General features: G+C 46.9%; 10 protein-coding genes. 9 read left to right on the top strand and 1 reads right to left on the bottom strand.

Going from position 1 to position 14,412, the window contains the following annotated elements; genetic code table 11:
• Positions 1-101 precede the first annotated feature (101 nt).
• From M1K58_RS19870 to M1K58_RS19905, 8 genes are all read left to right on the top strand, one after another.
• Entirely contained in the window at positions 102-887 is a 786-nt protein-coding gene (locus M1K58_RS19870; RefSeq protein ID WP_256760619.1) for a YheC/YheD family protein, read from the top strand.
• A 74-nt stretch (positions 888-961) separates the two neighbouring features.
• Positions 962-1,315 (top strand): TFIIB-type zinc ribbon-containing protein, encoded by a 354-nt coding sequence (locus M1K58_RS19875; RefSeq protein ID WP_256760620.1) that lies wholly within the window; start codon positions 962-964, stop codon positions 1,313-1,315.
• Positions 1,316-1,449: 134 nt separating this feature from the next.
• Positions 1,450-2,304, top strand: coding sequence for an ABC transporter ATP-binding protein (locus M1K58_RS19880; protein ID WP_256760621.1), 855 nt, complete (start codon positions 1,450-1,452; stop codon positions 2,302-2,304).
• 60 nt (positions 2,305-2,364) lie between these two features.
• A complete protein-coding gene (locus M1K58_RS19885; RefSeq protein WP_256760622.1) occupies positions 2,365-3,411 on the top strand; it encodes an ABC transporter substrate-binding protein in 1,047 nt (348 codons plus the stop codon).
• Entirely contained in the window at positions 3,408-5,525 is a 2,118-nt protein-coding gene (gene fhuB, locus M1K58_RS19890) for a Fe(3+)-hydroxamate ABC transporter permease FhuB (RefSeq protein ID WP_372339188.1), read from the top strand. Before M1K58_RS19885 ends, fhuB begins: the two co-directional genes overlap by 4 nt.
• Before the next feature lie 93 nt (positions 5,526-5,618).
• Complete coding sequence (locus tag M1K58_RS19895; RefSeq protein WP_256760623.1) at positions 5,619-6,581, top strand: AAA family ATPase; 963 nt, start codon at positions 5,619-5,621, stop codon at positions 6,579-6,581.
• Positions 6,582-6,583: 2 nt separating this feature from the next.
• Entirely contained in the window at positions 6,584-7,681 is a 1,098-nt protein-coding gene (locus tag M1K58_RS19900; RefSeq protein ID WP_256760624.1) for a DUF58 domain-containing protein, read from the top strand.
• Positions 7,681-8,973 (top strand): hypothetical protein, encoded by a 1,293-nt coding sequence (locus M1K58_RS19905; RefSeq protein WP_256760625.1) that lies wholly within the window; start codon positions 7,681-7,683, stop codon positions 8,971-8,973. The genes M1K58_RS19900 and M1K58_RS19905 overlap by 1 nt, the downstream gene beginning before the upstream one ends.
• Before the next feature lie 67 nt (positions 8,974-9,040).
• Here the strand turns inward: M1K58_RS19905 and M1K58_RS19910 are convergent, their stop codons facing one another.
• Positions 9,041-9,892, bottom strand: coding sequence for an AraC family transcriptional regulator (locus M1K58_RS19910; RefSeq protein WP_256760626.1), 852 nt, complete (start codon positions 9,890-9,892; stop codon positions 9,041-9,043).
• A 243-nt stretch (positions 9,893-10,135) separates the two neighbouring features.
• Between M1K58_RS19910 and M1K58_RS19915 the strand changes: the two genes are divergently transcribed.
• Positions 10,136-14,359, top strand: a complete 4,224-nt coding sequence (locus tag M1K58_RS19915) for a glycosyl hydrolase family 8 (protein ID WP_256760627.1) — start codon at positions 10,136-10,138, stop codon at positions 14,357-14,359.
• Positions 14,360-14,412 lie beyond the last annotated feature (53 nt).

The following is a 14,412-nucleotide window of genomic DNA, read 5'->3' on the forward strand; positions in this document are numbered from 1 at the left end:
TTCATTTACAGATAGACAAGAGCCCTTCCTTCTTGAAGGGATTCCCATACATTATTCTGAGGGAGATTGCCCATTGGGATGAAAGGGAGCTGGCACCAAGGATGAATAAACAAACAGGAGTTTCGAGCAAGTGGGTCAAAACCAGGATCATAGCTCGTTCCGCATTTTTATCCAGCCACATTCCGACAACGTTACGACTTACACCCCATTCGTTGATAAAATTATTACATCAGCACGGGATGGTGTATGTGAAGCCAGAGTCAGGCTCCCGTGGGGTCGGCGTCATGCGATTGGATGGGGCGAAGGGGAAGTGGAGCGTAAGGGATGGGATGAAGCAACACACCTTTACGACCTTCGGGGTCATGTTCAAATGGCTGCGTTCGCGGATAAATGGGAAATCGTACTTGGTACAGAAAGGGATACATGTTCTTAGGCATGCAGGGAAGCCAGTCGATTTTCGAGTAATGATTCAGAAGGGGCGCAAAGTCGGATGGAAGGTAACAGGAACAGTTGCACGGGTCGCACATCCTCTTAAGGCTGTAACGAACGGGAGCCAAGGGGGAAGTATATACGCTTCGAAAGCCTTATTGCAACGAATTGCGGGTCAGAAACGGGCTACGAGAATATTAAAGAAGTTCAACCGTCTTGCCTATTCAACGGCTCATTGCTTCGGGCAATCCTATCCAAGAATAAATGAGCTAGGACTAGACATAGCGGTGGATCGTAAGCATCAATGTTGGATTCTTGAGGTGAATACGAGGCCTGATCCATGTCCTTTTACCAAATTAGCAGACTCCTCCATGCTGCGTACGATCGTCAAATATGGTCGAGGGTACGGACGTAGCTACAATTTAACATGCAATAAAGCAAGAAAGGGTCGAATTTAATAAACACTTAGAAACCTCATGAAGTTTTGTCCGTACTAAATAGGGCAAACATATGAATGAGGGAGGTACGATTCATGAACTGTCCGATTTGTGAAGGCTCTCGTATGAGAGAAGTAGAGAAGAACGGAATCCTTATCGACGTATGCCCATCCTGCAAAGGGGTATGGCTGGATCGAGGAGAGCTGGACAAGCTGATGCTAGACGTCAGAGAAGTTCGCCAGGATTATAATGAATGGTATTATGGGGATGACGACGACGGAGATTCATCAAGACGTCAGCAAGCTCCAAGACCTACACAACCTCCACAACCCAATTATCAATCTTCTCAGCATCAGCATTCACACCCTCAGCATGGTCATTCACAATATCCACCCTATAAGAAAAAGAAGAAAAGCGTCATGGACGTCTTTGGCGACTTGTTTGACTAATAATAAAGATTAATCGAACTGCCTCGCAAATTGTGGGGCAGTTTTATTTATAATCGTTGACAATGATAATGATAACTATTATCATTCAATTCGAGAGGTTTAATGAGAATCATTTTCATTTGGAGGCTATTGCGATGAATACACGATTAAATACAAGTCAGTTGTCCCTTGCATATGGAAGTCGGCAAATTGTACAGGAGCTGAACTTGCATGTGCCAGATGGCTTAATTACAGCGCTCGTGGGCGCTAATGGATCAGGAAAATCAACTATCCTGAAGGCGATGGCTCGTATTCTCACACCCGCGCAGGGTGGTGTATATTTGGACGGTAAGCTTATCCACCGTCAACCGACGAAGGATGTAGCTAAGCAGCTAGCCATTCTACCTCAGAATCCATCCTCTCCAGAGGGGTTGACCGTTCGTGAGCTCGTTTCCTTCGGACGATTTCCCCATCAGAAGGGGTTCGGGAACATATCCTCAGAAGACAATCGTATGATTGAATGGGCTTTGGATGCGACTGGAATGTCGTTGTTTAGTAGTAGGCCGGTCGATCATTTGTCTGGAGGACAGCGCCAGCGGGCTTGGATAGCTATGGCTTTAGCGCAAGGAACGGAAGTATTGCTGCTCGATGAGCCTACGACGTTCTTGGATATGGCGCATCAGATGGAAGTTATGACTTTGTTAGAGAAGCTTAACAAGGAACAGAAGCGTACGATCATTATGGTTGTGCATGATTTGAATCATGCTGCCAGATATGCTCAGCACCTTGTGGCACTGAAGGACGGAACCGTTCTATATGAGGGACAACCTGATGAGGTTATGACTTCTCAGATGCTACGAGACGTGTTTAATATTGACGCTGATATCATTCCGGATCCACGTACGGGTACGCCACTATGTTTACCTTACGGACTGGCGGTGGATTCATCGATAGCGGAATCCGATAAGGACCAGGAATACCGCGACGATAGAGTGAAGGCATTGGCATAGGTTAAAGAATTAATCCACTTTATTTTTTGAAAAACCACTTAAACTAGGGGGCTATTTGTTGTGCGTATTTTTAAGCATTCAACCGTAATGATCATCCTTTCTTTGACTCTTTTACTTACAGCGTGTGGCAGCAAGGAATCTTCTAAGGGTAACAACAGTAACGCAAGTAAATCTCCAGCGGCTACCGAATCGGCTTCCGCTTCCGCTACGGAATCTGCTGCAAGCCCATCTGATGAAACGCGTACTTTCAAACATGTATTAGGAGAAACGACGATTAAAGGAACGCCTAAACGCGTAGTGGCGTTGGAATGGACGCATGCGGAAGATGTATTGGCGCTTGGTGTTCAGCCCGTAGGGATCGCGGATATTAAGAATATGAACATATACGTAAGATTACCTGTCAAAATCGATGAATCGGTCACAGATCTCGGAGATCGTGGTGCACCCAACATGGAGTTACTTGCTTCGTTAAAGCCGGATTTGATTGTTGGCACTCGTTTTAACCTGGAAAATGTTTATGATGAGATGAGTAAAATCGCTCCAACGCTTGTATATGACGCATACCCTCTCGAAGGCCAGGGAGATCAATACGAAGAGATGGTTAATACCTTTAACCAAATTGCTGATGTCTTGGGCAAGAAGCCAGAAGCTGAAGCCGTGCTTCAGAACCTAGACAAATCCTATGAAGCTGCTAAGGCTAAAGTTGCCGCATCTGGCAAAGATAAAGTTCCATTCGTCCTGACGATGGCGTATAGCAATCAGAATGCGGTTACTTTCCGGTTATCAACGGACAACTCTATGGCTGTCAAAATTCTAGAGCATATTGGACTATCCAATGCACACAAAAGCGAAAAGTTCGAAAGCTATGGATTCACGACAGCAGATGTTGAAGCCCTTCCAGCATTGCAGGACGCAAACCTATTTCATATCATTCAAGACAGCGACAACGTTATCGAGAATCAACTGAAAAACAATTCAGTATGGAAATCCCTCAATTTTGTTAAAGAAAACCGTATATATGCTCTTGGAGGAGACATGTGGCCATACGGCGGTCCGTTGTCTGCTCAGATTATGGCTGAGAAAACGGCTGAACTTCTTAGTCAGTGAGTCTATCCAAGAGGCATATCGCCGCACCAGGTGAAGCTTCAACATCCTTGTCTAATATCCATCCAGCTCAATCCGCTAATTCAGGGGTGGGTTGGAAGCCGTTATGGGTGTTTCTCGTAGGGCTAGGTGCTTTACTCGTACTTACTTTTCTTAGCTTAACGCAAGGCTTGGCAGATATCTCAGTACGTACAGTCATTCAAGCGATTATTAATCCTCAAGATATTATCGATCACAATATGATACGAGGTGTAAGGCTTCCAAGAACAGTCATGGGGCTATTAGCGGGAGCTGCATTAGCGGTTGCGGGTGCACTTATGCAGACGGTCACACGTAATCCACTCGCTTCGGAAACGACGTTGGGTGTTAATGCGGGTGCGTATCTAGCCGTTGTCACGGGCTCGATCTTCATGCCTAAGCTGCTTCATCAGTATTCGCTACCGATGGCGGTAGCTGGTGGTGTGTTAGCCGCTGTAGCTGTATATGCTCTAGGTGGTGGACGGAGAGGAACACCTATCCGCATCGCTTTGTCTGGGATGATCATCACGCTAGTGCTTTCCTCATTCACGAGTGCATTAATTTTGCTGAACCAAGAAGCGGTCAGAGGTATTTTCTTATGGGGCTCGGGGTCGCTTATCCAGAACAATTGGGATGGCGTCAGCTTTACTTGGCCATGGGTCATAGGTGGGATAGTAGCGGTATGCTTGGCTGTCCGTCATCTCGATGTGCTTACTTTAAGCGAAGAGACGGCTCGGTCGTTAGGGCAGAAGGTAGCTAGCACTAGAATATTCGCAATGGCAATCGCTATTCTCATTGCTTGTGTGAGCGTTAGTGTTGTCGGACCTATCGGCTTTATCGGATTGATTGCCCCGCATGTTGTACGTATGTCAGGGATGACTAAGCATGCATGGTTAGTTCCTGTAAGCGCATTATGGGGAGCCACTATTCTCGTTGGTTCCGATACCCTTGCTCGCGTATTCGTAGATATCTATGGAGAACTGCCTGCCGGAGCAATTACCGCAATGATTGGTGGACCATGGTTGATCTGGCTAGCCCTTAGGATTTCGCGCAAGGCTCAAGCTAGCACAAGCTCCGGTGGCTCCTCCATGAATGTCGGGAGTTTACAGCGGAGAATTCCATACTCTACACTCGTTATTGTGTTTAGCATTTTATTAATTGCAGTCTGGATAGTTAGCTTAACGAGTGGTACGTTACACATTCCCCTTTCAGAAGTTTTGTCTGTGTTAACCGGGCAAGGCGATGAATTGTATCGACAAATCCTTATGGATTTCCGTCTGCCGAGACTACTCGTGGCTGGCTTAGCTGGGATGGCTCTTGCAGCGAGTGGAAGCTTGCTCCAAAGTGCAGTTCGCAATCCGCTTGGCGATCCTCAAGTGATCGGGGTAACGGGCGGAGCCGGCGTAGGTGTATTAATGCTAATGATCGTCGTCCCACAGGTTTCGATGGGGTGGTTACCCGTTGCAGCGGTCATTGGTGGAGTTGCTGCAGCGACAATCGTTTATTCCGTTTCATGGACGAGGGGACTAAATCCAACCATACTCACATTGGTGGGAATCGCAGTATCTGCGGCGGGTGCTGCTCTTATTAATATTTTTGTCGTCCAAGCAGAGATGAAGGTGGCTCCGGCTCTGGCGTGGATGGCAGGAAGTACTTATGGCCGTAGTTGGACCGAGGTGTGGCAGATGGTACCAACCGTCTGTATCCTGTTGCCGATCGGCTGGTGGCTTGGACGCAAGGTCGATTTACTTTCCTTCAGCGATGATAGCTCAGCAGGACTTGGATTAAGAGTGAGGCGGGTGAGATTATACGTCGCAATCGTAGCTGTCCTTTTAGCTTCGATGTCTGCTGCGAGCGTAGGGGCAGTTGGGTTTATCGGTCTTCTCGCTCCGCATGCAGCAAGAATGCTAGTTGGAGCAAATCATCGGCGCTCTATGATCATCTCCGCCCTAATCGGAGGTATACTACTTGCGGCTGCGGATTGGATCGGTAGAATCGTTATTATGCCAAGAGATCTCCCTTCAGGCATCGTGACTGCGTTGATCGGAGCTCCTTATCTAGCTTTCTTAATGTACAGAGCAAGCAGGTCCCGGATCTAGTTAGAGTAGTATTGCTATAACAATTGTGATAAAACAGTTCACACCCCCCTCTATCATTGTTAAAATGTAGAAAATGGAGGAGGGTGTTTTTTTGTGGATAAACAAATACTGGAGCAGAAGCTCTCAGCCGTCATTAATAATGTAAACGCTGTAGTTGTAGGGAAAGAACAAGTGCTTGAATACTTACTTGTAGGGCTTCTGTCCTCTGGACATCTCATTCTTGAGGATGTACCAGGCACGGGTAAGACATTGCTTGCCAAGTCTTTGGCCAAATCATTAGCTTGCCAGATGCGGCGTATTCAATTTACCGCTGATTTACTTCCTTCAGACGTTACAGGCATTAATTTCTATAACCAACAAGCAGGGCAGTTTGAGCTACGGCAGGGCCCTGTTTTTACGAATATTTTACTTGCAGATGAGCTTAATCGCGCCACGCCTCGCACGCAATCCAGTTTGCTAGAATGCATGGAGGAGCGTCAGGTCACGATTGACGGTGTAACCTATCCGTTGGAAACTCCGTTCATGGTCATCGCAACTCAGAATCCAATTGATAACCATGGGACATTTCCTTTGCCGGAGGCGCAGCTAGATCGATTTATGATGTGTATTTCCATGGGCTATCCAACAGAAGAGGAAGAACTGGCGATATTGCGACGTTTCACCGTTCGTAATCCATTGGAATCGTTAGCGTTTGTCATAACCCAGCAAGAAATTAAGGAGCTTCAAGCTCTTGTGCCGACAGTGTTCGTCAGTAACGAGGTGTACAGTTATTTAATCGCCATTGTAACGGCTACACGTAGTCATCCGGAAATATCCTTTGGGGTGAGTCCGCGGGGAAGCCTACAGCTTCTGAAAGCAGCGCAAGCTCGCGCATTGCTGCGTGGGAGAGATTATGTAGTTCCTGATGATGTGAAGGCCTTAATCAAACCGGTACTCGCGCATCGAATTATTCTCAAGGATTCCTTCCGGGGTGAAACGAATCGCTCGGATGAGCTTCTGGATCGCTTGGTTGCCGGGATATCCGTACCAACTGAAGCTATATTGGAGTCGAGATAACAATGGCGGTCATCGTCTGGGTCGTTCTCATTATGACAGTACTTTATCTCATGCAAGGGTTTGTGTATTCGAGGTTCGGACTTAAATCCGTTACCTATAGCCGAACGTTCAGCACTCCTCGGCTCTTCGCCGGTCAGACGGTATGGATGCATGAGAAGATCGCGAATCGCAAAAGGCTTCCGTTACCGTGGCTAAGGGTAGAGTCCCTACTTCCTGCGCAATTGGTCTTTACACATCGGGAGGTGGGTTTATCCATCAACCGGGGAGATCAGTTACAGAACCACGCGAGCTTATTCAGCATCCCAGCGTATACGGAAATCGTGAGGAAGCATGAAATCGTATGTCCACATAGGGGGAAGTATCGAATTACGAGTCATACGTTAACTCTAGGGAACCTAGTAGGGATAACAGGAAAGTCGGTTACGCATCCGGCAAATTGTGAGATTATCGTGTACCCGAGGGTGAAGGGAATGAGCGAGTTTCCCTTGGATGCAAGGAAGTATTTGCAGAGCGTGAGAAGTATGAACAGCCCGTTGATGGAGGACCATTATCATGTGGCGGGCATAAGGCCATACAGGCAAGGAGATTCCTTCCGAATGGTCAATTGGAATGCAACAGCCAAATCAGGGGAGCTACTCGTACATAAAAGGGAGAGCATGCAGGATAACGATCTAACGATCATCCTAAACGCAGAATTACAAAATGCGACCCATAATATGCGCATGATGGCTGAAGATTTCGAAGAGGCGCTGAGCTATGCGGCCTCCGCTGCGCAATATATTATTTCTGGTGGAGGTAAGATCGGCTTTATCTACAATGGAGCTACCGAAGGCAACGCGGGAATGATCTTCCGCGTCCCCGTAAGCTCGGGTGCAGCGCATATGGATAGGCTACTAGAAGCGATGGCCGGCTTCCAGCCTGTTACGACCCTTGGCCTTTCCTATTTGCTGGAACAGCTGATCACGGAACGGACCCGTGGACTGAACTATCTGTTGATCTCTGCATTCGTTGATCAGAAGCAGGAACAGCTCATTCGTCAGCTTCGCAGCCAGGGAAATACCGTGCAGCTGATGCTGCTTGCTAAGGGGGGAGGCGCCTGATGGATGATGCAATAGCTAGGTCCTCCACCATGATAAGAGCCGTAAGGCGTGTAGGAATAGAGTGGCTCCTTTGGCTCCCGATATGGCTCCTGCTGACGGCTAACATGGGCGTGTACGGTAAGTTTGGAATGGCTGTCGCTGTCGCATTTTTCTTTGCTCTTGGATTAGGGTTACACCGAATGACCGTGTTATGGCGAAGATTAACGATGATTGCGATAGGTGGCATGCTCATCGGAGCTGGAGTTATTTGGTTCTCGAACGATCTGCTTGCCGTCACCTGGATGGGCATTCTGCTATGGAGAGGTCGATATCAGAAGCTTACTCACCTCCATTATTGCCTCGGGTTTGGCATCTGTTGTGCAGTGCTCATCGTGACTTCACAAAGTGAGGCTTGGGCCGATTATCGGCTAATGTTTATTCTCTTAGCGTTATTATGGATAATCATCTGGTTCATGGCTTTGAATAGAGGCCTAGTCGATGATGCAGGTCTTCACAACGGAATCGTTACGAGACCGGTGAGGCAGGCGAACCGTAAATATATCCTTGTTTTCCTAGCCGCAGGGATGCTCATTATTGCTATGACCGCTAGTTATGGACAGCAATTGCTTACCCCGAAGCAAGTTGTTAATCCGAACAATAGCTGGATAGATCCAGACCGATTCATTCAGCCTCCTCAATCGATGGACAAACCGGAATGGATGGAGGGGATCGAGCAGCCAGGGAAGCGCTGGCTCTTCTGGGATATCTTATTCTGGGTTCTGTTGGTAGTGGTCATCTGCGGAACCCTCTGGTTTATAAGATTTCTCTGGATTAATCGGGTGTGGACTTGGCAAGGATTGTTGAATTCGATTAGAAAATGGTTTCTACGGGAGAACAGACCGGAGAAGCTACCCTACTTGGAAGAAAGCCGAAGCTTACGTAAGGAGAAGAAGAAGGGACGCTTCGAATCTTTGTTTCGCAAGCACAATCGCGAGCTGGAATGGGAGCGGCTAAGTAACCCAGAGAAGGTGCGGCGACTATACGAAGAGGCGGTACTGACGGGAATAGAACAGGGCTATACGTTCAAAGCGAGTGATACACCGTCCGAAACATTGGACGCATTGGAGCAATGGCAAACCGGTGGGAAAGCTCATAACAATGAGAAGAAAGCAACTTATTGGAGCTGGCTCTTACAAGTTCATCTATCATTACTTCACTTATATGAGAAAGCTAAGTATAGCCCCCACGAAATCACTTCGCAGGATGTCGGAATGTTGAAGGAGATCGATACGGATCGTAAAGGCAATCGGTAAGGGATAGACAAAGTGTCCAAGAATGGTGGGACGGAGTGATTCAGATTCAGTAGCTGCTCCTAAGTTACTAGGATGAACTCCGGCCCACTTTTTTCTGACGATACTTCAATGGGGAGAAGCCTGTCACGCTCTTAAATGTTCGTCCAAAATGGGTGAGGTTCCCGTACCCAACGCTCTCTGCAATGTCCGAAATAGACAATTGAGAGCTTTCCAGTAAGGTACGGGCTTCTTTTACCCTTATGTTGTTTATATACTCGATAAACGTATATCCGGTTGCGGATTTGAATGTTCTGCTAAGATAAGAGGAGCTTAAGAAAAACTTCTTGGATAGGTCATCTAAAGTCAGCCGCTGGTTATAATTTTGATTAATGAAATTGACGACTTGAGAGATGGGCTTATGGGCGCGATTGGACTCAATCAAATCATAACGCTGGCCGTCATCCAATTTACGTTGAATAAAGATTAACAGTTCGATGAGTAGAGCCTTTCGGTAGTAGTCATACCCCGACAGCCTTTTAGAATCCTCGCTGATCATTTTGTGAAATAGCCCCTCGATGAACTCCTGCTCACGTCCGGCAAGCTTAATCGCATTAGAGCCCGAGCGAAAGCATGACAACGGATCAAATTCCACATTTGTAGACTGGAAGCTTTGTAGAAATTGCTCCTGAAACAGTAGGGTAACTCGTTCATACATTGCACCGTTTGTGTTCATCAATCGGTGCTTATCCCGCATATTAATGAGCAACAGTACCCCACCGACGACCTGATAGTTCTTATCCTCGATAGAATAATAAAGGTCGCCCGAAACGATATAGAGAATCTCAAAGGCATCGTGATAATGGAGTGAGGGGATGCTGGAGTGCGTCTTTTTCTCGCGGCTGATGTCAAAAGGAATGGAATTGTAATAACTGATATCCAAAGACAGCACCCCCTATGATCGATATGAGCTAGCACTGGCAGGTAATCACAACAAAATACGTAGAAAAGTCTGCTCGAATGGAGAAATAAGTAGAGAATGGACGGGATCGACCGTGCTATATTTACATCAATGAAACGATTAAGAAAGACTGGAGGCGGAAGCGAAAGGGAAATGAAAGTCATTTTACATCCTAAAAGTTAAAGCGCTTTAACTTTATGAACAGGAAGAGGTGTGGGAGTACATATGACAAAGCAATGGTTAAGGAAATCCCGCAAGACAGTAGCTCTCTTATTGGCTCTTATTTTATTGTTGCCGTTCAATCTTGTAGACTACGCATTCGCTGGCAAAGCCCCAAAGGCGTCTAATAAAGAAATTATAGCAGAATGGAACTTTAAGAACAAAGGTGAAAATGGAGTATTCACGGCTACGGGTGGGAGTTATCAAACAGCGTCCCTATTAGAAAATGTAGGCGGGACCTTCGAGAATTATGATAGCGGCAATAAGGAAATCAGCTACCAGGGCTGGGACGGCGGTAAAGGCCTCAAGTATTGGCTTGCGGCGGTTTCAACGAAAGGTTTCAAGAATATCGTCCTGTCATCTCAACATAATTCATCCGGTTCAGGGCCTAATGACTTCAAGGTACAGATTAGCGCAGACAATCAGGTGACTTGGTCTGATGTTCCGAACGGTAGTGTTCGAATGAACACATCATCCAGTTATGATTGCCCAGAGAACAAATGTAAGCTTAATCAGTTGCCACTTCCGAAAGCGGACAATAAGGATTTGCTCTATATTCGCTGGATAGTTAGCTCCGATAAAGCAACGAATATGGAGGACAATCCTTCCGGCATTGGCGATGGTGGCTCTAGTAGAATAAGGGACGTTCGCGTGTCAGGAGATCGAATCGCAGGTACGGCTCTTGTTGTTCCTACGATTGATCTCGTTCATCTTCCTAAGAATGGCGCGGAGAAGGCTGCGGCTTCCGCACCCCTTACGGTTAAGTTTAATAAAAAGGTGAAGCTGGATTCTAAATTTGCAGTTACGATCATGGATGACAAGAACAAAGCGTTAACCGGTGTGTCATCCGAGATCGTGAAAGATACGCTTCGAATTAATCATCCCGTATTCACTTACGGGAAATCCTACAAGGTTTCAATCCCGAAGGGGCTAATCAGCGGAGAGGACAAGGTGAAGCTCACGCGGAATATTTCCTGGAGCTTTACGGTACAAGATTCTCCGACCGAGCCGAAGATGATGAATATGACCTTCAACGGTGATCCGAAGACGAGCTTAGCTTTCGCATGGTACACAGATGTTGCAACGGCTACCCAGCTACAAGTCGTCGAAGCATCGAAGGTGCAAGGTGGCGTATTCCCTGAGCAGGAGGCTGTTAAGTTTACGGGCACTGGGGAAGAAATCTCAACCTTCATGACGCCTAACGACAGAGAGACAGGGAATAAATCGAAATTTATTAGCCACAAAGTCATTGCCGAACGATTGTCACCTGGCACGAAGTATAACTTCCGCGTAGGTAATGGTAAGGAATGGGGACAGGTAGGCTCATTTACGACCGATACTGTGGATAATCAACCTTATCATTTCATTGCAGGTTCGGACTCACAAGCTTCGAGCAAGGAGGAATTCAAGCCTTGGGAGGATACATTCAGGAAAGCGGTCGAGCAAATCGGAGAGCCCAAATTTCTGATTAATGCGGGTGACTTGGTCGATCACGGGGACCTAGAGGAGCAATGGCAATGGATGCTGGGATTGGCGCAGGAGCAGCTGCTGAATGTACCCTTCGTTCCTGTGTTAGGAGGCCACGAAATTCTCGACTGGGATGGAGACGAAACGACGTCGAACAATAACTTCTACAACCATTTCAATCTACCGAGGAAAGTTGTGGACGCTACGTATGACGGCTCGGTCTATTCCTTCGAGTATGGTGACGCGCTCTATATGGTATATAACTCGCAGTTCGACGGTAAGCTCAATAAGGATGGAACAATCAACTGGGATGACGATCAGCATGAGCAATTCTGGAACCAAGTGGCATGGATGAAGAACACAGTAGCCAAGTCGGATAAGAAATGGAAATTTGTCGCCTTCCACAAGTCCCCCTATGCAGCGGGCGACAACTCGGCGCAATGGGAAGGCGATCGGATTGATTTCTACAAAAATAATTTGATTCCTGTGTTTGATGAGTTAGGCATCGATATGGTATTCGAGGCACATGACCATATGTACATGCGGTCTTTCCAGATGCATGGAGATCAAGTCATCGATCCTAAAGACTTGAAGAAGGACGACCAAGATAACGTGATTGACCCTAAGGGCACGATCTATCTTATGTCCAACGCATTTGGGAATAAATTTTACTATAAGAACAACCAATTTGTACTGGATGAGAACTTTGAACCACAGGAAGTGCTCGACAAGGACGGTAAACCGATTCCTTATGATGACTACTTTGCTGCTATTAACGAGCAACCGGAGAAGAAGATGTTTACCGATGTGTCTGTCTCCGATCAAGTATTGAAATTCGATGCGTATACGGCAGCTGTTGAAGACGAGGGCAAAGCGGGCTTCGGTGAAGATGGGCTAAAGGTATACGACCATTATGGGATTAAGAGGACAGATACTAATCCGGAGAAAGTTGAACAGGTTAAGGTCGAGCTGGATGGCAACAAGGCGACACTTACGTGGAGGGCTCCTCTCAATAGTAAAGAACCGGTTCGGGGCTTCCGGATTTACGAGAAGAACGATAAAGTAGGCAAGCATTGGAGCCAATATGTTCCTGTGAAGACAGGAACGACGGAATACAGCATTACAATCGAGAATATCAATCCGGATATTAAATATGATTTGATCGTCAAAGCCGTTGGCAGGAGAGATAATTCTGCTCCGGTTGAAGTGAGCACGAGAGCCGAAGCGAAGGTGAATGAGCCTCTATCAGCGCCGACTCATCTGCAAGGTGCGCAGTTATCACGCGTGCAAGCAGGCTTGTCATGGACGGCTTCGTCCGGTAAAGCAGCTCCGTCAGGTTACAACATATATCGCAACGGAAATAAGGTTGGAACAAGTGTGGAAGCCACTTACCAGGATACCGGATTGGAACCGAGCACAGAGTATCGCTATACGGTGAAGGCGATGAATGCGGGAGGAATCGAATCGCTAGCGAGTAATGAGGTTAGTGTGAAGACCAACCGGTCTGTTGCAGGGAAGGTAGCTCTTAAAGCGTTCCCGCAGCATATTGCCTATACAGAAGGCACGATCAAGCCGAATCATATTACCCAAGCGAAGCTAGATGCGACGGTAGCAAGGCTGTACGATGAGTGGAAGAAGAAATACGTGAAGAAGCATCCGTATCTGAAAGCCTCGGATCCTGCCCAATACTATATCTGGTATGCGGATGGAGATTGGTTCGAGAAAGAGCATGACGAGAAGCTGAAGGTCGATTACATGGCAACCACAGTTTCTGAAGCGCATGGCTACGGAATGCTGATTACGGCTCTAATGGCCGGACACGATCGCGATGCGAAGAAGATATTTGATGGCATGTATCGTTATTTCAAAGCACATCCGAGTGAAATAAATGCGCAGCTTATGGCTTGGAAGCAAGGTGACACGGGCAAGGCAATCATTGACGTCGAAGGCGTTGATTCGGCGACTGACGGAGATTTGGATATCGCCTACTCCTTGTTGCTCGCTGACAGTCAATGGGGCAGTGGTGGAGAAATTAATTATTTGGCAGAAGCCAAAAAAGTTATTAACGCCATTATGCAAAGCGATGTCAACCATACCCTATGGACGTTGAAGTTGGCAGATTGGGCTGACGATAACGATCCGAAGTACGGTATCGCAACACGACCGTCTGATTTTATGCTGCAGCATATGAAGGACTTCCGCAACGTGACGGGGGATGCGAATTGGGATAAGGTCATTGATCAGACCTATGGCATCGTGAACGGGATCTATCGCAATAATAGCCCGAAATCAGGCTTGCTTCCGGATTTCGTAATCAAGAGCAATGGCAAGTTTATCCCAGCAGGAAAGGGGTTCCTGGAATCCGATTTCGATGGGGACTACAGTTATAACTCTTCCCGCACACCTTGGCGTATCGGTACGGATTATCTCCTGACTGGGGATATTAGGGCTAAGGATCAGTTGAGTACATTAAACCGTTGGATTCGCAATCTAACGAAGGGTAATCCAAGTAAGATTAGAGCGGGATACAAGCTGGACGGATCGAAAGCACTCGAGGATTACGAGGATCTTACTTTCTCAGCTCCACTGATGGTTAGTGCAATGATCGATTCATCCAATCAACAATGGCTCAACAAATTATGGGATTATAATGCGGCGATTTCTACGAAAGATGATTTGTACTTCGGTAATAATCTTCGCTTGCTCAGTATGATCGTTGTATCGGGAAACTGGTGGACGCCGACCGTTCATGATGCAAATTGAGCGTAGCCCTAATTTAATTTGATACAGAGCTAGCCAAAAAGCCATGAATCTCC

The organism is Cohnella sp. WQ 127256, assembly GCF_024519285.1.
Classification (GTDB): Bacteria; Bacillota; Bacilli; order Paenibacillales; family Paenibacillaceae; genus Cohnella.

What these genes read in the sequence shown, in the direction of transcription:
- M1K58_RS19880 (WP_256760621.1), top strand. Translation starts at nt 1,450, where the DNA reads ATGAATACACGATTAAATACAAGTCAGTTGTCCCTTGCATATGGAAGT.
- M1K58_RS19915 (WP_256760627.1), top strand. Translation starts at nt 10,136, where the DNA reads ATGACAAAGCAATGGTTAAGGAAATCCCGCAAGACAGTAGCTCTCTTA.
- M1K58_RS19870 (WP_256760619.1), top strand. Translation starts at nt 102, where the DNA reads ATGAATAAACAAACAGGAGTTTCGAGCAAGTGGGTCAAAACCAGGATC.
- M1K58_RS19905 (WP_256760625.1), top strand. Translation starts at nt 7,681, where the DNA reads ATGGATGATGCAATAGCTAGGTCCTCCACCATGATAAGAGCCGTAAGG.
- M1K58_RS19875 (WP_256760620.1), top strand. Translation starts at nt 962, where the DNA reads ATGAACTGTCCGATTTGTGAAGGCTCTCGTATGAGAGAAGTAGAGAAG.
- M1K58_RS19900 (WP_256760624.1), top strand. Translation starts at nt 6,584, where the DNA reads ATGGCGGTCATCGTCTGGGTCGTTCTCATTATGACAGTACTTTATCTC.